Source organism: Corynebacterium sp. UMB8791, assembly GCF_054166365.1.
On sequence record NZ_JBSZCG010000114.1, the window covers coordinates 97269 to 120681 of the forward strand.

The window sequence follows — 23413 nt, forward strand, 5'->3', positions numbered from 1 at the left end:
ATGTTAACGCTCTCGCAACATCGCCCTGCATAGCGTGAGGAGCATGTCAAAGACTTCCACACCGGATCTGCGAGTTCACGGTATTGATTACGCGCGAGCCGTAGCACTCGCAGCCATGATCTTCGCGCACCTCACCCATCCTGCTGGCGTCACGGGTCAGTTGCTCTACGGCTTCCCCGCGGCAACGTTCGCGTTCCTGGCTGGCATCTCGATGGAACTGATGGCCCGGCGCGCCCAAGCGGTAGGCGGCGAGGCTGTTGCGCGCTGTCGCCATGGCTTTTATGTTCGTGGGACGCTACTGATTGTGCTGCATGCGCTCCTCGTGCCGTTCGCTGGCGACATCGAGGTTGTGCTCCTTGTCTTTGGCATCTGCTACCTCTGCTTAGCGACGCTTCCCCACTGGCCAATTGCGCGTTTGGGCTTGCTGCTTGCGGGGTTGCTCTTTGCTTCGGCTGCAACGACGGCGCTCGGGAGGGTTGTGGCGCTACCGGCCGCAGTCTTCGGTGCCCCCTACCCGGTCTTCTCGTGGGCGGCACTCATGGTTGCGGGCATGGTGTCGTGGCGTGTCATCCTCCACCACCCATGGCGTCGTTGGGTCGCAGTCATTGTCGCGGCGGCGGTGCTGCCTGCGGTGATTGCAGCTCGGCTGCACCTCAACACGGCAGGTGCTGGCCTATTCATCGCCGCGATCGATCCGAATGGGCACACCGGGGGACTCATTTCAGTGATCAGCGAGTGCGCCGTCGCGACTGGTATCACTGCGCTGTGTCTCATCCTCGCACAGTTTGTTCCGTTTGGTTGTGACATGGGCCGGATGCCTCTGACGGTGTACTGCGCACACGTTGTCACGGCCAACGGCCACAGCGGGGTGGTATACGCAGTACTCACGCTGGCAGTTGCTTTCGCCTTCGCTGTACTGTGGCGCAGCTTCTACGCCCGTGGACCACTCGAGGCCGCGATGCGCATGATCGTGGCTCGCGCAACCCGGACCGATCTTCCTCCGCTCCAACACTAAAGAAAAGGAAAACTCATGAAACTGCACACTTCCACTCGTATTCTTAGCTCCTGCGTCGCTGCCGCGCTCGTAGCACTCCCGGCAGCACCTGCATTGGCAATGCAGTCCGATACGTTCGCTGAGCCTTCGGCAGAGTCCAACGCAGTAGTCTCCGTCCGTACCGCGGACGATGACCCAGACACCGGCGTGTGCACCGGCACCGCCATTGCGTCCCACTGGGTTATTACTGCGCGCCATTGTATGGACCACCTGCCACAAGCTGGCGGGTCCGTGCGTACTGGCCAGGGCGATAACCAGAAGTTTTATGACGTCGATAAGTGGATGACCACCCCGAAAGGCGACATCGCGCTGCTGCACACCTCTGAGGACCTCGGGCTCGATGCTTATCCTGAGCTTGCTCGCGATATCCCGGCTGCAGGCAGCGACGCTACTTTCTACGGCTGGTCCTCTGATGGCTCTGGTGCCGGACGCACCCTTCCGTACGCAGACGCTACCGTCGACGGCCCAACCCCGATGATTCTGTTTGACGGCACCGACGGCGTCGAAGCCACCATGAAAGGTGGGGCAGCAACCCAGCCCGGTGATTCCGGCGGCGCGCTCTTCAGCGAAGGCAAAGTCGCAGCCATCGCGTCCGCATCACTATTCATGGATCCAGACAACCCGGACTCCGCTGAGGAGGGAGTGAGCCCGAAGGTCGCGTTTGCGCCGGTTGCTTCGCAGGCGGACTGGATCCGTGAGCAAATCTCCGCCAAGGAAGACTCGGCCGAAACGACCGCCACAGAAAATGACGGCGGTACGCCGACGTGGATGCTCATCACTGCCGGTGCCGCCGTCGTTATCGCACTGGTAGTTGCCGCAGTTGCACGCTCACGGAAGCGTGATGCTGATACTGCACAGTAGCGCTGCCTGAAAACGCGACCGAACTCACAGAATTACCTGTGAATAATTTACAGAGCAGCGTAATTAAACGTTATGATGTCTGCCATGACTTCCCGCTCGTCGAAGCCCAAGGGGCTTACACACCGCCATATTCACTTCATCGCCCTCGGCTCGGCGATCGGCACCGGGCTCTTCTACGGCTCCGCCGGCGCGATTCAGGCCGCCGGCCCCTCGGTGCTCCTCGTGTACCTGCTCGGAGGGGCCGTCGTCTACTTCATGTTGCGCGCCCTGGGTGAGATGAGTGTGCAGCACCCGGTTCGTGGGTCGTTCGCGGTGTACACCAGGGAGCACCTTGGTGGCCTGGGCGGGTACATTACCGGGTGGATGTTCGCATTCGAGATGATGATCGTCTGTCTTGCAGACTTGACTGCCATCGGCATTTATATGAAGTTCTGGTTCCCCGACACCCCAGCATGGGTATGGATTACCACTACCCTGTTGATCATTGGTGCGGCGAACCTCGCATCCGTGCGCTGGTTCGGCGAGCTGGAGTTCGCAACCCAGTTTCCCAAGCTTATCCCGAAGTACAGGGCAGATCACCCACGTGTTACTCACCCGTTCGCCACTCGAGTACCCCTGCAAGCAGGGGCCTTTCCGTTCGACTTGCATGTGTTAAGCACGCCGCCAGCGTTCATCCTGAGCCAGGATCAAACTCTCCACAAAAATATTTCAGAAAGAAACAAGGCCGTGAAAAGCCCAAACCTAACCAAAAACAAACCAACCACCAACAACAACCAAAACAGTCATCGCCAGTGTCTGGCAAAATCCTAAAATTACAAAAATGTAAAGTACAAACAAAACCGGTCCCAACCCGACGGGGCAAAACAGGACCAGTCACAACCACATCAACCAATACAGTCAACGCGACCGTGCATCTGCACCACACCAGTGACACCCAATCATAGGTTCAAGCATCACCGCCGGCACACACCAAAACATGGCACACAGCACGCAACCAAAAGTCAATGCAATCAAAAAAATAAAAAGTACATTGGCACACTATCGAGTTCTCAAACAACAACCGCACACCCAAACACACCACAAACAAAGTGGCGCATTCAAAGCGACGAGGATTGACACTAACAAAACATTCTCAACAACGCAAACACGCGCCGCATCACAGAACCTATTTCATTATGTCGGCCAGCGGTAGTTTTCCTAACCGCCATCTCACCAACCAACCCTTCAAAGAGTCTGTCTGGCGGGGCGTTGTCGGTCTCGCTGACTCACATAAAGTTACACACACACCAACAACAACACAAATTGGCTGGTAGAAGTAGTTTATTGAGAAGGCGCTAACGGATCAGATTTGCGTTCCCCTAACGCCTTCTCGAGGAGTTAGAAAAGGACAAAGATCAGAAGCGTGATTAGGAATGCCGCCACGGATTCTATGGTCTGCTGCAGCGTCCAAGTTTTCAGTGTGGTCTTGACGTCCATCCCAAAAAGACGGCCCACAAGCCAGAAGCCGGAGTCGTTCACTAGAGAGCAGCAAACCGAACCGGCCGCACAGGCCAATGTAATTGCGACGATCTGAATTTCCGAGTAGCCGCCAGCCAGTACTGCTGGAGCCATCAATCCGGCCGTGGTTGTCAGCGCTACAGTTGCAGATCCCTGCGCAACGCGCATGATCACCGCTACCAAGTACACAGCGAGGATGACTGGAATTCCTAGTCCTTGCATGAGATCCGCGATGGCATCGCCGATACCAGACGCACGAAGAACTCCGCCGTACATGCCACCGGCACCAGTAATGAACACAACGGATGCAATTGGCCCTAACGCCGAATCGACGAGTTTTTCCAGCGCCGAACCCTTCACCCCACGTGAGGTCCCGAGCACTGGAAGCGCGACGAGAACCGAAATCAACAGCGCAATACCGGACTTTCCAAGGAATGTGAACGCCTGCGCCCAGGTTTCGTCACCTGTAATTGCGCCAGATTTCGTCGCAAAGTCGACACCCGTGTTCAGGAATATCAACAGCATCGGGAGCAGCAGAATCGTAATGACAGTGCCTGTTTTCGGCAATGACTTAATATCGCTGTCGTCCGAGTTGAAAACGGCGTTTGCTACTGACGTAAACGGGAACTTCTTTGCGCAATACTTACCCCACAAAAGGCCCGAAACATAAAACGTTGGAACTGCAACAATCAAGCCAAAAACGATCAGCAGACCAAGGTTTGTGTCGAAGAATGTCGAAGCAGCGACTGGTCCTGGATGCGGAGGCACGAAGACGTGCATGACAGAGAATGCAGCAACCGTCGGAATTGCGTAGAGCAAGATTGGTCCACCGATACGAGCGGCAACTGCGAAAATGATCGGCAGCATGACGACGAGGCCGGCGTCGAAAAACATTGGGAAGCCAAGCAAGAGCGAGGCCACACCAAGCGCCATCGGCGCTCGCCGCTCGCCGAACCTATCGATCATCGTGTTGGCGAGGACTCTAGCGCCACCGGAGTACTCAATAAGTTTGCCAAGCATCGCGCCCAAACCGACAAGAATACCGACGTCGCCAAGTGTGGATCGGAAGCCGCCCATCACAACGTCATACAGTTCTCCTGTTGGAATGCCTGCCGCGATAGCGGTCAAGACAGACACAAGAATCAGCGTGACGAACGCATGGACCCTGAACTGAATAATGAGCAAAAGAATGAGGGCAATGCCGACCGCAGCGATCCCCATTAAGGGGCCGACCGACAACGTCTGTTCCCAAGTTTCCATGAGCTATCCTGTCTCTTCTCAAGCGAGGCTTCAAGGCCGTATCGACGCACCGATCTACGGGGCGTCAATACGGAAAACTGGCTATAGCGTTAGAATACACATACTTCAGTGGGCGATCGTGCACTGCATCAATGTCAGGGCGACGCTTTCTTTAGCTACCCCCACTCGTGAAGCATCAAGGAGGGAAGAACATGCATGAAGCAGAGAAGCTACCCCCGGCGCACCTCATCCTTATGGGCGTGTGCGGAAGCGGAAAGACCACCATCGCCGAGATTCTTGCGCAGAGATCCGGCTTTGAACTCGTCGAGGCTGATGAGTTTCATCCGGCGGAAAACGTCGAAAAGATGAGTAAGGGCCAACCTCTCACCGACGAGGACCGCTGGCCGTGGCTTGAGAAACTCTCGAACTGGCTTCAAAAGCAAGACAGTGCTGGAAAGCGAACCGTCGTTACATGTTCAGCGCTGAAACGCATTTATCGCGACAAGCTCCGACTAGCCGACGTACCCCTTATATTTGTGCACCTAGACGGGCCACGTGAGCTACTGCTGAAACGACTGAGCCACCGTACGGATCACTTCATGCCTGCTTCAATGTTGGATTCCCAGCTAGATACGCTTGAATCGCTCCAACCGGACGAGCTGGGTTTCGCTGTGGATATCGATGACACTTCCGAGGGCATCGCAGCAACCATCATGGAAAGACTTAACGCGGTGGCATAGGCTTCTGCCCTACCACCGCGTTGCTTTCAGATGCTGTCACCTGCGCCTAGCTGCGCTTCACGCCTGCGAATGTCTTCTTACCACGACGCAGCACGAGCCAGGTTCCATGCAGAAAATCATCCACGGATGGAACCCAATTCTCATCCGTGACACGCTCGTTGTTGGCGTAAATGCCGCCTTCCTTCAGCGATCTACGGGCAGCACCCTTCGAGTCGGCCAAGCCGGAGCCGACCAGCATGTCCACGATGCTGACTTCAGCTCCAGCCGCGACCTCGAACACATTCGTCTCGGCAACAGCGCTGGCCAAGGTACGCTCATCGAGATCAGTCAGATCTGCTTTACCGAATAGCGCCTGGGACGCTAACTCAACCGCCTCACGAGCTTCGCGGCCATGGACGAGATCTGTCATCTCTTGCGCCAACCGCTTCTGTGCCTCTCGCTTAAATGGTCGCTCTTCGACCTCGACGGCAAGAGCATCCAGCTCTTCCTTATCGAGAAACGTGAACCACCGCAGGTACCGGATCACATCGGCGTCCGCAGCATTCACAAAGTACTGGTACCAGGTGTACGGGCTGGTCATTTCTGGATCAAGCCACAACGAACCACCACCCGTGGACTTGCCAAACTTCTTGCCCTCGGAGTCCGTCACAAGCGGAACAGTCAGCGCATGCACGCGCTCCGAATCCATGCGTCGGTTCAGATCAACACCAGCAACCAGGTTGCCCCACTGGTCGCCACCACCAACCTGCAGCACACAATTGTGCGTACGACGCAACTGTACAAAGTCATGTGCCTGCAACAGCATGTACGAGAACTCGGTAAAAGAAATCCCGTCGTTTTCCAGGCGACGCTTCACGGTATCACGACTCAGCATTGTGGAGAGCGAAAAATGCTTGCCGACGTCCCGAAGGAACTCGATGACCTTCCAGTCCTTAATCCAATCATTATTATTCAGCAGCAGCGCACCGTTCTCACCGTCAAAATCGACGAACTTTGACAGCTGACCTCCAATTCGCTCGGCCCAATCTGCCACAGTGTCATCGGAATTCATCGTGCGCTCGCCCACGTCACGCGGGTCGCCTATCTTGCCGGTAGCACCACCTGCTAGCACAATTGGCCGGTGTCCAGCGAGTTGGAACCTGCGCAGCATCAGCAGCGGCACCAGGTGACCTGCATGTAGTGAAGGGCCAGTCGGGTCGAAGCCACAGTACAACGTGATAGGCTTCTGCGTTTCTTCACGCAACGCCTCCAGATCCGTGTGCTGATTGATCAGGCCACGCCACTCGAGTTCGTCGATAATGTTTGCGTTAGTCATGAAATTCCTTTCAGAGAGTCGTCTTCCCAGCGTTGTTACTTGTGGGTGTTTGTATAGGGAACTGCTTCATCGATTAGCAGGACCGGAATACCATCGTCGATCCGATACGCGACACCAATGCGTTCATTCACCAGCAACTGTTCGTCTTCCTTATACTCAAGCGGCCCTTTGTCTTGCGGGCACACCAGTACGTCGAGAAGTTTGGGATCAAGACTCATGCAGTTGAGCTTACCTCACCCTTGTTAGTCACTTATCGACGCCACCACTACACAAAGTGGAAACGCCCACCGAAAGGTGGGCGTCGCAAATGCGGTACCGATTTTAACCCCGCACAGGCTTCTCTGCCCACGCTCGATACTTCCTATTTGCCTCCGCTACGCGTACACGCTGTTCTTCTACCCGTGGGCCGGCGGTTCCACCGCGTGTATCGCGCGAGCTCACAGCACCCTCAATCGTGAGCACGTCACGGACACCTGCGTTAAGTCGAGGGTCTACGCTCGCGAGCTCCTCATCTGTCAAGTCAATAAGGTTGACGCCTCGGGACTCCGCGATGCGTACGCATGCTCCGGAAGCTTCGTGCGCCTCTCGGAATGGCACACCCTGGCGAACCATCCACTCTGCCAAATCGGTAGCAAGCGTGAATCCCGCAGGTGCAATCTCACGCATTCGATCACCATGGAACTTGAGAGTCGAGACCAACCCGGTAAACGCTGGCAGAAGAATGTTGAGCTGGTTTACGGAATCGATTACCGGCTCCTTGTCTTCTTGCAAATCGCGGTTATACGCGAGAGGCTGCGCCTTAAGAGTGGCCATCAATCCGGTAAGGTTGCCGATTAACCTACCTGACTTGCCTCGGGCAAGCTCCGCAACGTCTGGGTTCTTTTTTTGCGGCATGATCGAAGAACCAGTCGACCATGCGTCGTCCAACGTGACGTAACCGAACTCTGGCGTCGACCAGGCGATAATCTCTTCCGCAAAGCGGGACACATCCACTGCAATCTGGGCTAGAACGTAGGCCGCTTCGGCTGCGAAATCACGCGAAGCTGTGCCGTCCAGTGAGTTGTCGGTTGCTTCATAGAAGCCAAGTTCTTCCGCAATCGCCTCCGGGTCTAGGTGCAACGAAGAACCCGCCAAAGCGCCAGAGCCGTACGGCGACACAGCCAACCGCTTGTCCGCATCCTGAATCCGCTCCAAGTCACGCAACAGCGGGTGTGCGTGAGCGAGCAACGAGTGTGCGAGCAAAATAGGCTGCGCAGCCTGGAAGTGGGTCTTACCCGGCATGATGATATCGGGATGTGCAGCCGCCTGTGCAACGAGAGCATCGATGAGATCCGTAATGTGCAGAGCAACACCGCGCAGGGCATCACGAACCCACATCCGGAACATCGTTGCCACCTGGTCATTCCGCGAGCGCCCTGCACGCAGGCGCCCTCCTACCTCAGGACCTACTCGGTCGATCAGGCCGCGCTCCATTGCGCCGTGAACATCTTCGTCCGTCGGTTCGGGAACAAACGCACCACTTGCAACGTCTGCGCCGAGTTGCTCAAGCCCCTCGAGCATGGTCTTCAGGTCTTCGTCCGAAAGAAGTCCTGCACGGTGCAAGACTTTTGCGTGAGCTTTCGATGCCAATACATCATAAGGCGCAAGCACCCAATCGAAGTGCGTCGATACGCTCAGCGCGAACATCGCCTCAGAAGGGCCGCCAGAAAACCGACCGCCCCACAGCGCGCCTTCATTCGTCTTATGCTGCTGCATAACTTCCAAAGCTCCCTGCTATTTCGCTTCGCGATCGCGCTTGTTCGCGATCTGCGATGACAAACCATGCAAACGGACGAAGCCCTTAGCGTAGGTCTGGTCGAAAGTGTCGCCTGTGTCGTACGTCGCGAGGTTGAAGTCGTACAGGGAGTGGTTGGAGCGGCGGCCATTGACCACTGCCTTACCTGCATGCATTTCCATGCGGATGTCCCCAGTGACGTGCTCCTGTGTCGACTCGATGAACGCATCCAGGGAGCGCTTGAGCGGACCGAACCAAAGACCGTCGTACACTTCCTCCGACCAGCGCGCGTCGATAAGTCGCTTGTAGCGAGCCAGCTCGCGCTCAATCGTAACGTCCTCGAGCGCCTTGTGCGCCGTAATCAGAGCGACCGCGCCTGGCGCTTCGTAAATCTCACGGGACTTAATGCCAACCAAGCGGTCTTCGACCATATCCAGACGACCGATGCCCTGCGCACCAGCGCGACGGTTCATCTCTTCGATTGCTTCCAACATCGTTACCGGGCGGCCGTCGATTGCAACCGGCTTGCCTCCCTCGAACGAGATAATGACTTCGTCAGGCGCATTGCCCATCGAAGGGCTTTCCGTGTAAGCGTATAGATCCTTCGTCGGCGCGTTCCAGAGGTCCTCCAAAAAGCCTGTCTCTACCGCGCGCCCCCAAACGTTTTGGTCAATCGAGAATGGCGAAGCTGCCGACTGCTCAATTGGCAGGTCCTTTCCTTCTGCGTACGCAATCGCCTTATCGCGTGTCCACGCAAAATCGCGAGCAGGCGCAACAATTTCCAGATCTGGGTCCTGGTTCAGGAATCCAACCTCAAAACGAACCTGGTCATTGCCTTTACCGGTGCAACCGTGTGATACGTGAGTGCCACCGTGCTCCTGTGCGGCCTTCACAAGGTGCTTTACGATCAACGGGCGGGAAATTGCTGACACCAACGGGTACTCACCCATGTACATACCGTTCGCCTTGATGGTTGGCAGGCAGTAGTCCTCAGCAAATTCATCTTTCGCATCGATAACGATGGATTCCACAGCACCGCAATCTAATGCGCGCTGACGTACGGACTCCATATCTTCGCCGCCCTGGCCAAGGTCGAGTGCTACTGCAATGACTTCGCCATTAAGCATTTCGCCGAGGTAGGAAATCGCAACAGAGGTATCGAGCCCGCCTGAGTATGCGAGTACAACACGGTTAGTCATGGATCAAAGCTCCTTGTGTTTCTAGATCATATTCTGCACTGCGGTACATAGTATACCTAGCGCGGGGTTTGTGCTTGCTTCGGCGTCACTTACGCCTTTGTATTGCGTCCAAATACCTGCTGGGCTAGGTCACCACCCTTAAGCGGATCTCGGGCGAGAACAAAAATCGTATCGTCACCAGCGATACAGCCTACTACCTGCTCCAAACCGACTCTGTCTATATAGCTAGCCAGATATTGTGCAGCTCCAGGTGGAGTTCGCAGTACAGCCATATTCGCAGAATGGTCAACAGAGACGACGAGTTCCTCGATCATTCGACGAAGTTTCTCACGTGGGCCTGTATGCAAGGCATCAAAAGCCTCGGCATCGGAGTTCACCGTGTAATATGCACGGCCTCCGTCGCTTGGCCGCACTTTCTTTGCTCCCAGCTCATCAAGATCACGGGACAGGGTTGCCTGCGTAATCTCGATACCCTCGTCTTGCAAAAGCTCGGAAAGCTGGATCTGAGAAGACACTCGCGTGCTCACAAGTATCTCCAGAATCCGAGCTTGTCGCGCAGTTCTTGAGACAGTTTGGGTCATTATTGGTGCTCCAACAACCAGGTCAACAACGCCTTTTGGGCGTGAAGACGATTTTCAGCTTCATCGAAGACTCGCGACTGCGGCCCATCGATTACTTCTGCGGTCACTTCGTTTTCACGATACGCCGGTAGGCAGTGAAGAAATATCGCATTATTACCGGCCATTTGCATAATTCCACTATTTACTTGGTATGGCAAGAACGGAGTGCGTCGATCTTTTCCATCTCCCTCCATGCCCATTGACACCCAAGTATCCGTGATAACCACGTCTGCTCCAGCTACCGCAGCAACATCGCTGGTAACCGTAACTGTCGCACCTGTCTGGCTTGCACGATCACGCGCACGGTCCACAAACCGCTGCTCCGGATGAAACTCCGGAGGCGCGATGATCGCGATGTCTACCCCCGCAGTTGCGAACCCAATCATGTAGGAGTTGGCCATATTGTTAGCGCCATCTCCCAAATACACAGCTTTCAGGCCGTGGAGTCCCGCCGGCCCCTGCTCAGGACAAAAGGTTTCGACGATTGTTTGCAGATCCGCAAGAATTTGGCACGGGTGCAGGTCATCGGAAAGCGCGTTAACAATCGGAACCTGTGATGTCTCCGCCATCTGGAGCAAATTGTCGTGGGCATACGTCCTCCAAACGATTGCTTCGACGTATCGCGAAAGCACCGCCGCCGTATCTTGGTAGGACTCACCCTTGCCCATTTGTGCATTCTGAGTTTCGACAACAATCGCGTGCCCACCCAGCTGTGCAATCCCTGTATCGAAGGAGAACCGCGTGCGCGTGGAGGTCTTGTCGAAAAGTACCGCAACAGACTTCGGCCCTTCGAGAGGTCGGTGCGCATAAGGGTTCTTTTTCATCTCTGCGGCAAGCGTGAGCACTTGCGCTTGTTCCTCTGGCGTCAAGTCATCGTCTGCGAAAAAGTGCCGAACTGAGTTCACCATGCTGTTTACTTCCTATTTCTGCGTTATGATTGCTGCAAAATATGCGGACGTCTCCCCTATTGTATTTTCAAAGCCTCCTGGACGTTCGCTTTTCGACGCCCACTTTCCCCTTACATAGGCTCCAAAAGCGTCCGCACTGTTGCTGTACCGACGCCACGAGTTCCTAGATCCAGCGTAATAGTCACGTGTTCGTCGTAGTCAAGCACCCGGCTTGTCAAGAGCGGAGTGATTCCCTGGCAGAGCTGTGTTCCATTGACGTTGATCTCCAGTGCCTCAGCATCTAGGCACACTTTTGTCTTCCCCGCAATCGCGAGTGCGCGTGGCCAGTCCGGAGCACCACTGAGTAGCGACTCTCGAAAACGTCCGTCACATGCTACGGCTTGTGCTGCGATGCGTGCCTCTTCATCATTTGCAGCGCCAGCTACGGCAAGCGTCAATTTCTTGGTCGCGCTTCCCTGGTTGACCAAAAGCTGCTCCACCAATGCCTCGCAAACCGCAAGCACTGCCTCATCCAACTGAGTTTGATTGGGGGTGACCTGGCTCGCACCAGATGCGAGCAACAACACCGTATCGTTCGTTAGCGGGGCTGTAGATCGATCAAGCGTATTAAACGTAGTTTCCATAGCCCGTCGCAATGCCTTTTCGAGTGAAAAGGCCGGTACAAGCGCATCTGTGGTGAGGCACCCCAGTACTGTGTCTAGTGTTTCCTGTGAATTTCCAGCCCCCTGGGAAATGCCCCCGACACTCCAAGCTCCACAGCTCACGCCTGCTTGATTGATCGTTCCTTGGGTTGACGCTATTGCGGCCGCAGCCGATTCAGCGTGCGCAGGGGTATCTCCCAGATCCGTGGCGAGTTTGGCTAACCCAGTTTTCACACGCTCCATTGGCAAAGGCACTGCGAACTGTCCCTTCGCGCAGACTGCGACCCGGTCTTCTGGGACTCCAATCTCTTGGGATACGCGCTTCTGAATCTCACGAGTGTCCGCATCCCCCGTTGAACCGTTGAACGCATTAGCGTTGCCTGATGTTAAAACAACTGCGTTCACAGCATGCGAGCGCATAACTTCGCGCGTAGCTCGAACAGGCGAGGCGCAGACCCGACTATCTGGAAACACCGCTGCTGCGTTCCAAGCAGGTCCCTGATTAACAATGAGCGCCAGATCACGCCCCTCGCCTTCGCGTATTCCCGCGTGAAGACCTGCAGCCACAAATCCCTTAGGGGTGAGAACGGTCTGTTGTGGCATGGTTTTATGGCTCCTTTACGGGTGTAGACGCTTGTGGCTACGGAGTCCCATCCTGCCAGACAAATGGCAAGCTCGTGCCGATTCAAGATACATGCATTCCTAAAACGACAGCAGGCAGGACGCCGCTCACTGCGATGTCCTGCCTGTCAGCAGCAAAAGTAACCTACGCCCTCATCGTGGCATTAAATTCCTGTTTCGCTGCCTCAGCCGCAGCTAAACGCCCTTCCGACGCTTCGTCTTCAGTGAGCGTTCGGTCATCCGCACGGAACAAGAGTCCAAATGCGAGCGACTTCTTGCCTTCGCCGAGGGACTCAGAACGATAGACGTCAAACAGCGTTACATTTTCCAATAACGGCCCGGCGTGTTCTGCTACGGTCTTTCGCACGCTTTCGGCCGGTGTCGAGTCGTCCACGACCAATGCAAGGTCCTGGTGAACTGCCGGGTACGCAGACAGCTTCGGAGCGGGCAGGTGAGCACTCTGTGGCAATGCCGAAAGGTCCATCTCCATTGCGCAAACTCGTGCAGGTAAGCCACATTCTTCCAGAATCTGCGGGTGTAGTTCACCTGCGTGACCAACAACTTGGCCGTCGACCAGCAACTCTGCGCAGCGTCCCGGATGCCATGGTAGGTAGTCTGCTGCCCGGACCTCGAGCTCTATCCCGGCTGTCCGCGCCACTATCTGCGCAGATTCAACAGCATCAGCCCACGAGTACATTCGCGAATCGCCCCAAGGCCCCTCTACTTCGGCATCTCCGACGCCAACAGTTGCAACATGCAGCGGCTGCTTCGGCAATGAGTTCACCACTGCTGCCAGGGTCTCTTCGTCCGGGCGGTGATCAACGCTTGGCATTGGTGTTTCAGCTTCCCCGCCGATAGCTACCTGTGCAACTGAGTAAATCGACACGTCATGCTGACCGCGGGCCGCATTTTTCGCTACTGCCTCGAGCATTGCGGGCAAGAGTGTCGTAGCGAGTACGGCGTAGTCGCTATCCAGAGGATTCTGAACAGACACGGTTGCGCGGCGGGCATCGTCCTTGCTCAGGCCCCAGGCGTCGAAAAGACCCGTGGCCATAAACGGTGTAGGAATAATTTCTGCGTAACCTGAGTACGCAAGAGCATGCGTCACTGCACGACGACGCTTTTGCGTTGCAGTCAGGCCACGTCCCCCCTTCGGCGTCGGAAGAATCGATGGAATAGCGTCAAGCCCTTCGAGCCGAACAATCTCTTCTACAAGCTCTACTGGGACCGTAAGGTCATTCCGCCAGGAAGGTGGCGTCACAATGAAATTGCCACCACTTTCTTCAACGCCGCACCCGACTTCATGTAGCCGCTGAGAAATGGTCTCTTCAGAGTACTTGACGCCGATCAATGCCGATGGGAACGTTTTCGCCATAGAGATCTCAGTTCGCTGATGCACCTCACCCACCAACGTACGACCTGCTGCAACCTTGCCCCCGGCAAAGCTCGTCAGCAGCTCACAAGCTACATCCAACGCTACCTCCACCAGTGCCGGATCGACTCCACGCTCAAATCGACGGGAGGCTTCTGAGCTCAGTTTGTGGTGACGAGCAGTACGCGCAACCGTAAGTTCATCCCAAGTTGCTGCTTCGAAGTAAACATTCTTCGTGGTTTCCGAAATTTCTGAGGTCGTGCCACCCATGACACCAGCCAGAGACTGAATTCCAGAGTCATCAGAAATGACTACATCGGAAGCGCGAAGGGTTCGCATTGTATGATCCAGTGTTTCGAATTCAGTGCCCTCTTCCGCATTATGGATGCGAAGCGCGCCAGAGATTGTATCTGCGTCAAAGGCGTGCATCGGCTGACCGAGCAGCAACATTACGAAGTTCGTAACATCGGTTGCGCCGTTCACTGGACGGATGCCGCTGAGCATGAGCTCGCGCTGCATCCAAAACGGCGACGCCGCTTCGGGGTCGATGCCTTCCACCTTTCGCAGCCCGAAGCGCTTCGTAGCGGTGTCCGGCTCTACGGTGACGTCGAGAAGGGAACCTGCTGGCGCAGGAACTGCAGAAATATCGATGCCGGCGATGTCAGGCTGCTGAGCTGGGTCGACAAAAGCGATGTCGAATGCCGACGCAAGCTCTCGCATTAGGCCACGCGCCGACAAAGCGTAACCACGATCCGGAGTGACGTTCACTTCGAAGATAGTGTCGTCGAGATCCAGAACTTCCCGCGCATCAGTGCCAGGGGCGCCGATTTCATCGCTAAGAGTAATGATGCCAGCACTCTTCGCGGTCAGACCGAGCTCCGCCGCTGACGCCATCATCCCGTTAGAGATATGCCCGTAAGTCTTTCTCGCAGAAATAGCGAAATTACCCGGAAGAACGCACCCCGGAAGCGCGACAACTACCGTGTCGCCAACAGTAAAGTTACGTGCACCGCAAATAATGCCCTGCGGCTCACCCGTGCCATTCGCCTGTCCCACGTCAACCTGGCAGTAACGAATCGGCTTCTTGAACTCGGTGAGCTCTTCAATATCAAGGACCTTGCCGAGCACTAGAGGACCCTCGGTTTTTTCAATCGGGGCGTAGCCTTCAGTCTCAAAACCGACGCGAACGAAGCCTGCGTCCATCTCTTCGTCAGTGACAGACCAACCAGTATTGCCCGCCTGTTGCAGAAGGGTGGTGAGGAAATTTTTTGAAATCAGCATGTCATTAACTCCTTTAAGCCTGCACACCAAATGGGACGGTGAAACGGATATCGCCTTCGACCATGTCACGCATGTCTGACAAGCCGTTACGGAACTGGAGAGTACGTTCAAGGCCCATCCCGAACGCAAAGCCTGAGTACTCATCCGGATCAATGCCTACTGCGCGAAGCACGTTCGGGTTCACCATGCCGCAGCCACCCCACTCGATCCAGCCAGCACCACCCTTTTTATTTGGGAACCAAACGTCTACCTCAGCAGATGGCTCGGTGAAGGGGAAGTAATTGGTACGCATACGCGTCTTCGTCTCTGGCCCGAACAGCGTCTTCGCAAGGTGGTCGAGTGTGCCACGCAAATGAGCCATAGTCAGGCCTTTATCGACGGCAAGACCCTCAATCTGGTGGAAAACTGGGGTGTGCGTTGCGTCAAGTTCATCGGTGCGGAATACCCTGCCAGGGCAAGCAATGTACACAGGCACATCACGGTCAAGCATCGTTCGAACCTGGACAGGCGAAGTATGCGTGCGCATCACCTGGCGGGAACCAGGTTTACCAACGTAAAAGGTGTCCTGCAGCGTCCTCGCCGGGTGATCCGGAATGAAGTTCAGTGCATCAAAATTAAAGTATTCGGCTTCGATTTCTGGCCCTTCGGCGATCTCCCACCCCATGCCGACAAAGATATCTGCGATCTGCTCACTCAACGTTGTGATGGGGTGCATCGCGCCCAGCTGAGAACGACGTGTCGGTAGAGTTACGTCGACAGCCTCTGCTTTCAATTGAGCCTCGCGGTACTCGGCTTCACGCACCGCGTGAAGTTTGGCATACGCCTTCTCTACACGGCCTCGGGCCACATTCACTGCCCTACCAGCGTCTTTACGGTCTTGCTTTGGCAACGAACCGAGTGCACGCCGAGCCTGAGGGATGTAGGCTTGGTCGCCCAAGTGCTGCTTGTGAGCCTCTTCTAACGCCTGCAGGTCTGCAGCTGCTTCAAAATCCGAAATTGCAGCTTCTGCTGCCGCATTGAGTTTCTCTTCTGACAATTCGATTCCACTATTTTCCGACACACTCGGTCCTTCCGATTACGCTTTGTAGTAAAGGTTGTAAAGCCGTTAAAACGAAACTAAGCATACCTGTCGCTTCAGACACGACACATATAACTAAAGCTCTTGTTGCGCCATCTTTGCTTTGGCAGTTTCCCAAAGACACATTGCTGACGCTGTTGCAAGGTTCAGCGACTCTGCAGATCCCTGAATCGGGATTGATACCCGTACATCAGCACGATCTGCAATAGCTGTTGGCAATCCGTGTGCTTCGTTTCCGAACAGCCAAGCAATCGGGGCAGAAAGCAGATCACTTGTTTTCTCAAGGGATACCTCGCCGTCGATAGTCGTCGCCACTGTCTGAAGCCCTGCTGCTTTTAGCTGGCCAAGGACGTCCTGGGTATTGCGCTCGCGTGCCACAGGTAAGTGAAACAACGAACCTGCTGAGGCCCGCACAGCCTTGCCCGACTCAGGATCGACACAGTCGCCGGCAAATATGACAGCATCCGCCCCGCACACGTCAGCAATGCGAATCATCGTGCCTGCGTTACCCGGATCGTTAGTATCAATCCCGACCACAACAAAAGAAGGCTTACCGCGAAGAGCTGCCCCGACTGACCACAACACTGGCTTGCAAACAGCAAAAATACCAGTGGTGTTTACAGTGTCGCTCAAGTGCTTCGCTGCGATATCTGTAATGGCATGAACATATACATCCATATATTCTGCGGTAGTCACAACGTCAGCAAAGGCTTGTGACGCATGTTCTGTCACGAAGAGGTCAGTAGCCGCGCCCGTAGCTACGGCAGCCTCGACACTGTTCACCCCTTCCACCAGAAAGCGGTTTGCTTTCTTGCGTCCTTTTGCGCGGAGCAGCTTCGCTGCATTCACGACTCGCGGGGTTCGTTCGGTGAAGGGCTGTGAAAAGTCAAGGGCCACGAAATTTCCTACTCCTGAATGTAAAAACCCGCCGCCAAGCGTTCACGCTTGCCGACGGGCTCCGTCCTAGTTCAACGTTCTAGGCAACTTATGCTGCATCAACTGGCGCATTTACGTCAGCTGGCAAGGCCTTCTTAGCGATCTCGCAGATAGCGGAGAAGGCTGCAAAGTCGTTCACTGCGAGCTCCGCGAGGATCTTGCGGTCAACCTCGACCTCTGCGAGCTTCAAGCCGTGAATGAGACGGTTGTAAGTGATGTCGTTCATACGGGCCGCGGCGTTGATACGCTGGATCCACAGCTTACGGAACTCACCCTTGCGCTTACGACGATCGCGGTAGGCGTAGGTCTGGGAGTGCAGCCACTGTTCTTTTGCCTTACGGTACAGGCGGGAGCGCTGGCCACGGTAGCCCTTTGCGGACTTCAGAATCGCGCGACGCTTCTTCTTGGCATTAACTGAACGCTTGACACGTGCCATGAGTCAATACTTCCTTTTCTTTCGTTCACCGGTTGTTTTAACTTGGGCAGTGCTTAGGACATGCCGAGGAGGCGCTTCATGCGCTTCACGTCGTTCTTAGCTACGTCGGTGGTACCCGAGAGCTTGCGACGACGCTTCGAAGACAGCTTCTCGTTCAGGTGGCGCTTACCAGCCTGCTCACGACGCAGCTTGCCCTTGCCGTTAACCTTGATGCGCTTTGCGGTGCCCTTGTGGGTCTTCTGCTTCATGTTGAAAGCCCTTCAGAGTTGAAAACTTGATCTACTTTTTGCCCTTGCGAGCAGGTCCGAATACCATCGTCATGTTTCGCCCGTCCTGCTTCGGACGGGACTCCACGACACCAACCTCTTGAATGTCGTCTGCAAGACGCTCGAGGAGGCGGTAGCCGAGTTCTGGGCGCGATTGCTCGCGGCCACGGAACATGATGGTGACTTTGACCTTGTTGCCCTTCTCTAGGAAGCGCTCCACATTGTTTTTCTTCGTCTGGTAGTCGTGCTCATCGATCTTAGGACGGAACTTCTGTTCCTTCACTACGGTCTGCTGCTGGTTCTTGCGGGCCTCGCGAGCCTTCTGATCCTGCTCATACTTGTATTTGCCGTAGTCCATGATCTTCGCCACGGGCGGCTTCGCCTTTGGCGCAACTTCGACGAGGTCAAGATCGGCCTCGTAAGCCAGTTTCCGAGCATCGTCGGTACGGACGATCCCTACCTGCTCGCCGGACGGGCCGACCAAGCGGACTTCCGGGACGCGGATACGATCGTTAATCCGAGCTTCAGCGCTGATGAGAACTCCTAAAACATAGAAACCAATGTGTGATCGCTACCAGACCACCAGTGATTCTGCGCAAAAGCACAAAACCCGCGCTATTACTAATAACGCGGGAGCTTTCCGTAGGCAACCAAAAAATGCTTTGGCTACCTTGACCCGTATCCTGATCACTATCGACCGGCATGGGGTGGGATTCACTCCACTTGTGGCCCAGGCACCTTTGTAAAGAATGCTCTGGGCGGTAGTGGTGAGAACTTTAATACATGAAGTTTATTCAAGCAAATCATGCATTCAAGCTGGATCTATTGCAATATCTCCTTCAAGAAAGCACCTGTATGAGACTTGCCATTACGTGCTACGTCTTCTGGCGTTCCCTGCGCGACCACCGTTCCACCGCCTGATCCCCCCTCAGGCCCCATGTCAATCACCCAGTCCGCCGACTTGATAACGTCCAGGTTGTGTTCGATCACCAACACAGTGTTGCCCTTTTCCACCAGGCCATTCAGCACAAGCATGAGCTTACGAATGTCTTCGAAGTGCAGCCCCGTAGTGGGCTCGTCGAGGATGTAAATTGTTCGGCCGTTAGTTCGCTTCTGCAATTCTGCCGCCAGCTTCACCCGCTGTGCCTCACCACCGGATAGCGTTGTCGCAGCCTGCCCAAGACGTACATAGCCCAGGCCGACGTCTACAAGCGTGTTGAGGTATCGATGGATTGACTGAATTGGCTCGAAGAACTCAGCTGCTTCAGAAATCGGCATATCGAGAACTTCGGCAATGTTCTTACCCTTATAGCGCACTTCGAGGGTTTCACGGTTGTATCGTGCTCCCTGGCACACCTCACACGGGACGTATACATCCGGTAGGAAGTTCATCTCAATCTTGATAGTGCCATCACCACGGCACGCTTCACAGCGCCCGCCTTTGACATTGAACGAGAATCGGCCAGCCTTGTAGCCGCGAACCTTTGACTCTTGTGTTTCCGCGAATAGGTTGCGGATCTTGTCAAACACCCCTGTATATGTCGCGGGGTTTGATCGTGGTGTACGTCCGATGGGACTCTGGTCGACTTGGACAAGTTTATCGAGATGGTCAAGGCCACTGACTTTCTTTACCCGTCCCGGGACTTGTCGAGCTCCATTGAGCTCATTCTGGAGAGTCTTAGCCAGAATCTGGTTTACCAGCGTAGACTTGCCAGACCCAGATACCCCAGTAACAGCTACCAACACTCCCAGTGGAATATCCACTGATACGTTCTTGAGGTTGTTCTCTCGCGCGCCCTCAATTCTCAGCTTGCGGTCTGCGTCTACCGGTCGACGCTGATCCGGGACCTCAATCTTTTTCCTGCCCGCAAGGTAGTCTCCGGTAATGGAGTTCTCTACTTCACGGATACCGTCGGGTTCTCCCTGGTAGACCACTTCCCCGCCGTATTCTCCGGCGAGCGGCCCGATGTCTACCAACCAATCAGCCTCACGGATCGTTTCCTCATCGTGTTCAACCACAACCAGCGTGTTCCCAAGGTCGCGAAGTTTCTTCAGAGTCTTAATCAGCCTCTGGTTATCCCGTTGATGCAAACCGATTGACGGCTCATCAAGCACGTACAGTACACCGGCAAGGCCAGACCCAATTTGCGTGGCCAGACGGATGCGCTGCGCTTCACCGCCCGACAGGGTGCCGGCTGACCGAGCGAGCGAGAGGTAACTCAGTCCTACGTCCAAGAGAAAGTGCAGCCGAGCTTGGATCTCTCGAAGTACCGCACCCGCGATCATCTCCTCGCGGTAACCAAGTACCAAATTATCAAGGTATTCGGACGCATCCTCAATGCTCAGTTCCGTAAGCCCGGCGATGGAGCGTTCACCATGCGTTGTTGAGTCGAGGCGAACGGCGAGAATCTCGGGCTTCAACCTAGCGCCCTTGCACGAAGGACACGGTACCTCTCGCGTATAAGCAAGCAGTCGGTCTTTCTGGGTATCGCTTTCGGCCTGCTCGAGCTTACGCTCCAGGTACCCAATGACGCCTTCATAAGCTGCGCTGAATGACCGCTGCCTGCCGTAGCGGTTCTTGTACCGCACGCTGATCTTGGTTTTGGAACCATTTACCAAATGCTTCTGCTGCGTTTTCGTCAGCGAGCTGAACGGAGCGTGAGCATCAAAGCCCTCCTCTTTTGCTAACGCTTCAATCAACTTGACGAAGTATCGCTTGTTCGGGCTGGAGTTCCATGGCTGGAAAGCATCAATTGCTGGTGCGTCTGGATCTGGAATAACGAGTTCTTCGTCAATCTTCTTCTGCGTCCCGAGACCGTCACACGTTGGACAGGCACCAAACGGTGAGTTAAACGAGAACGCGCGCGGCTCGTACTCCTCAACGTTAAGTTTGTGCCCGTTCGGGCACGCCATTTTTTCAGAGAAGATCTGGATCCGATCAGGGTTGTCCTCATCGAAGTCAACGAATTCGAAGCCAACGAGGCCGTCGGCAAGCTTAAGTGCTGTCTCCACCGAGTCGGTGAGACGCTGCTTTTGGCTTTGCTTCACTTGAAGGCGGTCGACTACCACCGAAATCGTGTGTTTGACCTGCTTCTCAAGCTTCGGTGGATCGCTGAGCTGGTACAACTCGCCGTCCACGCTCACTCGAGAGTAGCCCTGGGCGGCGAGATCCTTAAACAAGTCAACGAACTCGCCTTTACGCTTTCGTACTACCGGAGCAAGGACTTGGAACTTGAGACGCTCTTCCATCCCCAGCACGCGGTCCACAATCTGTTGCGGCGTCTGCCGTTCAATCACAGCGTCGCACTCTGGACAATGAGGAGTGCCAGCCCGCGAATAGAGTAGGCGGAGGTAATCGTAGATTTCGGTGATGGTACCTACAGTCGAACGGGGGTTACGGTTCGTCGATTTTTGGTCGATTGACACCGCGGGCGATAGCCCGTCAATGTAATCGACATCGGGCTTATCCATCTGTCCTAAGAACATCCGAGCATAGGACGAAAGAGACTCAACGTATCGACGCTGCCCCTCCGCAAAGATCGTATCGAATGCCAGCGAGGACTTACCCGATCCAGACAGGCCTGTAAATACGGCCATCTTGTCCCTCGGCAGAGACACATCGACGCCCTTCAGGTTGTGTTCCCTTGCTCCACGTACAACAAGACGGTCAGCCACCTAGATACCTCTTCCAGAAGATCGGTTCATTTTGTTCCGAACATACCAGCGTATACCACTTCGGTAATCACTGTTCTGGCGAAGAAGGAATTGACTAGGGTAGGCACCATGAATTCAGAATCAACTCCACTGCCCCAATTAACACTGCACCAGGTTTCCGTCGGCTCGATGGACAACAACTGCTATCTCCTCTGCGCAGATGGCCAGGGCCTGCTAATCGACGCCGCTGACGACGCGCCGGCTATCCTCGCCATGGCCGAACAGGCCGGAGTCAAGATCACGGATGTATTAACGACGCATCGCCACCACGACCACGTGCGTGCATTGGCTACAGTCCTGGAAGCAACGGGCGCTACACACTGGGCACCGTTCCTCGAGGTACCTGCCCTGCCTGCTCCTGTCGACCGCGAAATCCACGACGGCGACTCGATTTCGTTCGCAGGCCACGAGCTCCCAGTGGTAATTCTGCGTGGACATACCCCAGGTGGCGCAGCCGTGCGCGCCGACCTCAAGGGGGTGCCTAACCTCTTTGTTGGTGATTCTCTTTTCCCTGGTGGGCTTGGGAAAACAAATTCCGAAGGCGACTTCGTGCGACTCTTCCGCGATGTCAAAGAAAAACTCTTCGACGCATATCCGGATGAGACAATTGTGTGGCCGGGCCATGGTAAATCCACTACGCTTGGTGCAGAGCGTCCAGATTTAGATGTTTGGTGGAACCGTCGCTGGTAAAAGCGTAATCCGAATGTCGGACGTCACATAGAACATATATACAGCGACCGGTACGTTGCGAAAAGAAAAGAGGAATGCATTTATGATTCGAAAACTCGCAAGGCCAATGCTCGCGTCCGTCTACATCGTTGACGGTGTTCAGACGCTGCGTGACCCAAATGCCAATAAAGAAAGCACGAAGGCGCTTTTAGATAAGGTCCGCGGTGCCGTTCCGAGCGAGTACCGTGGTCTGATCCCGAGCAACCCGAAGACGGCCGCTCAGGTCGTTGGTGGCATTAAAGCAGGTGCAGGCAGCCTCTTCGCCATTGGCAAGCTGCCACGCACTTCCGCTGCACTGCTCGCTGCGACTGCAATCCCGTCGATTATCGGCCGTAATGCCTTCTGGGAGGCCGACGAGGCGAATGAGAAGCAGCGTCGTCAGACTGGCGCGCTGACCGATGTCGCTCTCGCCGGTGGTGTGCTCCTCGCGACTGTGGACACTGCTGGCAAGCCAGGGCTGCAGTGGCGCGCCCAGCAGGCTGCCCGCACCGCGAAGAAGAACGTACAGCAGGCACTGCCTACCCAATCTGAGACCGAAAAGGCTCTGGGTAAAGCAAGTAACTGGCTGTCCGATACTGCAGATCAAGTGGTCGACTACGTCGATAACAACAAGGATGACTGGAAGAAGCAGGCCTCTAAGTTTGCGGACCAGGCATCTGACGCAGCTGAGGGCTTCTGGCAGGATGCGCGCAAGCAAACCTCCTCGTTCCTCTCTGATGCGGGTGACTGGATGGAGGATGTTTCCGATAGCGCTCAAGACACCTACAAGGACTTGAAGCCAAGCAAACTCCAGCAGTTCAAGGCAAAGCGCAAGGTCAACAGCGTTGTTGGGGATCTCCAGGACAAGCTGGAGAGCCTCGAGCCAAGCAAGTTGGACCAGTTCAAGGCAAAGCGCAAGGTAAAGAAGAGCACCGCGAAGCTGCAGGACCGTGCCCAGGACGCGGTTGACTCCCTGCAGGATGCCTTCGACAACTTGGATGTTGCGCCGTCAAAGTGCAAGCAGTGGAAGTGGAAGCGTAAGGCTAAGAAGGCCGAAAAGCGCGCGAACAAGCTGGTAAAGAAGGTTCAGAAGAAGCTCAGCTAATCTGACTTTCTGTAGTACACCCCGTGGCCGCATAGTTGTGGTTGCGGG

20 protein-coding genes and 1 pseudogene are annotated in these 23413 nt (G+C 55.3%); 6 read left to right on the top strand and 15 right to left on the bottom strand.

What is annotated here, in order from left to right:
• Positions 1 to 43: 43 nt before the first annotated feature.
• From ACXIUA_RS05905 to ACXIUA_RS05915, 3 genes and pseudogenes are all read left to right on the top strand, one after another.
• On the top strand, positions 44 to 1015 hold the full coding sequence (locus ACXIUA_RS05905) for a hypothetical protein (protein ID WP_457976362.1): 972 nt from the start codon (positions 44 to 46) through the stop codon (positions 1013 to 1015).
• Positions 1016 to 1030: 15 nt separating this feature from the next.
• A complete protein-coding gene (locus ACXIUA_RS05910; protein WP_457976363.1) occupies positions 1031 to 1915 on the top strand; it encodes a trypsin-like serine protease in 885 nt (294 codons plus the stop codon).
• A 75-nt stretch (positions 1916 to 1990) separates the two neighbouring features.
• A pseudogene (locus ACXIUA_RS05915) lies at positions 1991 to 2470 on the top strand (amino acid permease); the annotation flags it as partial.
• Between the two features lie 822 nt (positions 2471 to 3292).
• Here the strand turns inward: ACXIUA_RS05915 and ACXIUA_RS05920 are convergent.
• Positions 3293 to 4672, bottom strand: a complete 1380-nt coding sequence (locus ACXIUA_RS05920) for a GntP family permease (RefSeq protein WP_457976364.1) — start codon at positions 4670 to 4672, stop codon at positions 3293 to 3295.
• Positions 4673 to 4863: 191 nt separating this feature from the next.
• Between ACXIUA_RS05920 and ACXIUA_RS05925 the strand changes: the two genes are divergently transcribed.
• A complete protein-coding gene (locus tag ACXIUA_RS05925; RefSeq protein ID WP_070976439.1) occupies positions 4864 to 5391 on the top strand; it encodes a gluconokinase in 528 nt (175 codons plus the stop codon).
• A 46-nt stretch (positions 5392 to 5437) separates the two neighbouring features.
• Here ACXIUA_RS05925 and tyrS read toward each other — a convergent pair whose 3' ends face one another.
• From tyrS to uvrA, 14 genes are all read right to left on the bottom strand, one after another.
• A complete protein-coding gene (gene tyrS / locus ACXIUA_RS05930; protein WP_311474819.1) occupies positions 5438 to 6706 on the bottom strand; it encodes a tyrosine--tRNA ligase in 1269 nt (422 codons plus the stop codon).
• 35 nt (positions 6707 to 6741) lie between these two features.
• On the bottom strand, positions 6742 to 6924 hold the full coding sequence (locus tag ACXIUA_RS05935) for a Trm112 family protein (protein WP_070362515.1): 183 nt from the start codon (positions 6922 to 6924) through the stop codon (positions 6742 to 6744).
• A 103-nt stretch (positions 6925 to 7027) separates the two neighbouring features.
• A complete protein-coding gene (gene argH, locus ACXIUA_RS05940; protein WP_070479102.1) occupies positions 7028 to 8461 on the bottom strand; it encodes an argininosuccinate lyase in 1434 nt (477 codons plus the stop codon).
• Positions 8462 to 8479: 18 nt separating this feature from the next.
• Positions 8480 to 9679, bottom strand: a complete 1200-nt coding sequence (locus tag ACXIUA_RS05945; RefSeq protein ID WP_070479104.1) for an argininosuccinate synthase — start codon at positions 9677 to 9679, stop codon at positions 8480 to 8482.
• A gap of 89 nt (positions 9680 to 9768) precedes the next feature.
• Positions 9769 to 10260 (bottom strand): arginine repressor, encoded by a 492-nt coding sequence (locus ACXIUA_RS05950; protein WP_070362518.1) that lies wholly within the window; start codon positions 10258 to 10260, stop codon positions 9769 to 9771.
• Positions 10260 to 11207: an ornithine carbamoyltransferase gene (gene argF, locus ACXIUA_RS05955; protein ID WP_070362519.1), complete on the bottom strand. Its 948-nt coding sequence runs from the start codon at positions 11205 to 11207 to the stop codon at positions 10260 to 10262. Before argF ends, ACXIUA_RS05950 begins: the two co-directional genes overlap by 1 nt.
• A 110-nt stretch (positions 11208 to 11317) precedes the next feature.
• Positions 11318 to 12451 (bottom strand): bifunctional ornithine acetyltransferase/N-acetylglutamate synthase, encoded by a 1134-nt coding sequence (locus ACXIUA_RS05960; RefSeq protein ID WP_457976365.1) that lies wholly within the window; start codon positions 12449 to 12451, stop codon positions 11318 to 11320.
• 163 nt (positions 12452 to 12614) lie between these two features.
• Entirely contained in the window at positions 12615 to 15122 is a 2508-nt protein-coding gene (gene pheT, locus ACXIUA_RS05965; RefSeq protein ID WP_288858353.1) for a phenylalanine--tRNA ligase subunit beta, read from the bottom strand.
• A 13-nt stretch (positions 15123 to 15135) separates the two neighbouring features.
• Entirely contained in the window at positions 15136 to 16164 is a 1029-nt protein-coding gene (gene pheS, locus ACXIUA_RS05970) for a phenylalanine--tRNA ligase subunit alpha (protein ID WP_457976400.1), read from the bottom strand.
• Between the two features lie 111 nt (positions 16165 to 16275).
• Positions 16276 to 17097 (bottom strand): TrmH family RNA methyltransferase, encoded by an 822-nt coding sequence (locus tag ACXIUA_RS05975; protein ID WP_070362523.1) that lies wholly within the window; start codon positions 17095 to 17097, stop codon positions 16276 to 16278.
• Positions 17098 to 17185: 88 nt separating this feature from the next.
• Positions 17186 to 17572 carry a 50S ribosomal protein L20 gene (rplT, locus tag ACXIUA_RS05980; protein WP_070362524.1) on the bottom strand — a complete coding sequence of 129 codons (387 nt, stop codon included), beginning with the start codon at positions 17570 to 17572 and terminating at the stop codon, positions 17186 to 17188.
• Between the two features lie 53 nt (positions 17573 to 17625).
• Positions 17626 to 17820 carry a 50S ribosomal protein L35 gene (rpmI, locus tag ACXIUA_RS05985; protein ID WP_070362525.1) on the bottom strand — a complete coding sequence of 65 codons (195 nt, stop codon included), beginning with the start codon at positions 17818 to 17820 and terminating at the stop codon, positions 17626 to 17628.
• A gap of 31 nt (positions 17821 to 17851) precedes the next feature.
• Positions 17852 to 18400: a translation initiation factor IF-3 gene (infC, locus tag ACXIUA_RS05990; protein WP_083290943.1), complete on the bottom strand. Its 549-nt coding sequence runs from the start codon at positions 18398 to 18400 to the stop codon at positions 17852 to 17854.
• Between the two features lie 260 nt (positions 18401 to 18660).
• The gene (gene uvrA / locus ACXIUA_RS05995) at positions 18661 to 21513 is read right to left on the bottom strand and encodes an excinuclease ABC subunit UvrA (protein WP_457976366.1); all 2853 of its coding nucleotides are present in this window, start codon (positions 21511 to 21513) and stop codon (positions 18661 to 18663) included.
• 108 nt (positions 21514 to 21621) lie between these two features.
• On the opposite strand from uvrA, the gene ACXIUA_RS06000 reads away from it, so the two are divergent.
• Positions 21622 to 22242 (top strand): MBL fold metallo-hydrolase, encoded by a 621-nt coding sequence (locus ACXIUA_RS06000; protein ID WP_070479114.1) that lies wholly within the window; start codon positions 21622 to 21624, stop codon positions 22240 to 22242.
• 82 nt (positions 22243 to 22324) lie between these two features.
• On the top strand, positions 22325 to 23365 hold the full coding sequence (locus tag ACXIUA_RS06005; RefSeq protein ID WP_256001392.1) for a DoxX family protein: 1041 nt from the start codon (positions 22325 to 22327) through the stop codon (positions 23363 to 23365).
• Positions 23366 to 23413 lie beyond the last annotated feature (48 nt).

Coding starts and splice junctions, on each gene's coding strand:
- argF (WP_070362519.1), bottom strand. CDS start 11,207: ATGGTGAACTCAGTTCGGCACTTTTTCGCAGACGATGACTTGACGCCA.
- ACXIUA_RS05960 (WP_457976365.1), bottom strand. CDS start 12,451: ATGCCACAACAGACCGTTCTCACCCCTAAGGGATTTGTGGCTGCAGGT.
- ACXIUA_RS05945 (WP_070479104.1), bottom strand. CDS start 9,679: ATGACTAACCGTGTTGTACTCGCATACTCAGGCGGGCTCGATACCTCT.
- rpmI (WP_070362525.1), bottom strand. CDS start 17,820: ATGAAGCAGAAGACCCACAAGGGCACCGCAAAGCGCATCAAGGTTAAC.
- tyrS (WP_311474819.1), bottom strand. CDS start 6,706: ATGACTAACGCAAACATTATCGACGAACTCGAGTGGCGTGGCCTGATC.
- ACXIUA_RS05920 (WP_457976364.1), bottom strand. CDS start 4,672: ATGGAAACTTGGGAACAGACGTTGTCGGTCGGCCCCTTAATGGGGATC.
- ACXIUA_RS05905 (WP_457976362.1), top strand. CDS start 44: ATGTCAAAGACTTCCACACCGGATCTGCGAGTTCACGGTATTGATTAC.
- ACXIUA_RS06000 (WP_070479114.1), top strand. CDS start 21,622: ATGAATTCAGAATCAACTCCACTGCCCCAATTAACACTGCACCAGGTT.
- ACXIUA_RS05935 (WP_070362515.1), bottom strand. CDS start 6,924: ATGAGTCTTGATCCCAAACTTCTCGACGTACTGGTGTGCCCGCAAGAC.
- pheT (WP_288858353.1), bottom strand. CDS start 15,122: ATGCTGATTTCAAAAAATTTCCTCACCACCCTTCTGCAACAGGCGGGC.
- ACXIUA_RS05925 (WP_070976439.1), top strand. CDS start 4,864: ATGCATGAAGCAGAGAAGCTACCCCCGGCGCACCTCATCCTTATGGGC.
- rplT (WP_070362524.1), bottom strand. CDS start 17,572: ATGGCACGTGTCAAGCGTTCAGTTAATGCCAAGAAGAAGCGTCGCGCG.
- ACXIUA_RS06005 (WP_256001392.1), top strand. CDS start 22,325: ATGATTCGAAAACTCGCAAGGCCAATGCTCGCGTCCGTCTACATCGTT.
- argH (WP_070479102.1), bottom strand. CDS start 8,461: ATGCAGCAGCATAAGACGAATGAAGGCGCGCTGTGGGGCGGTCGGTTT.
- ACXIUA_RS05910 (WP_457976363.1), top strand. CDS start 1,031: ATGAAACTGCACACTTCCACTCGTATTCTTAGCTCCTGCGTCGCTGCC.
- ACXIUA_RS05950 (WP_070362518.1), bottom strand. CDS start 10,260: ATGACCCAAACTGTCTCAAGAACTGCGCGACAAGCTCGGATTCTGGAG.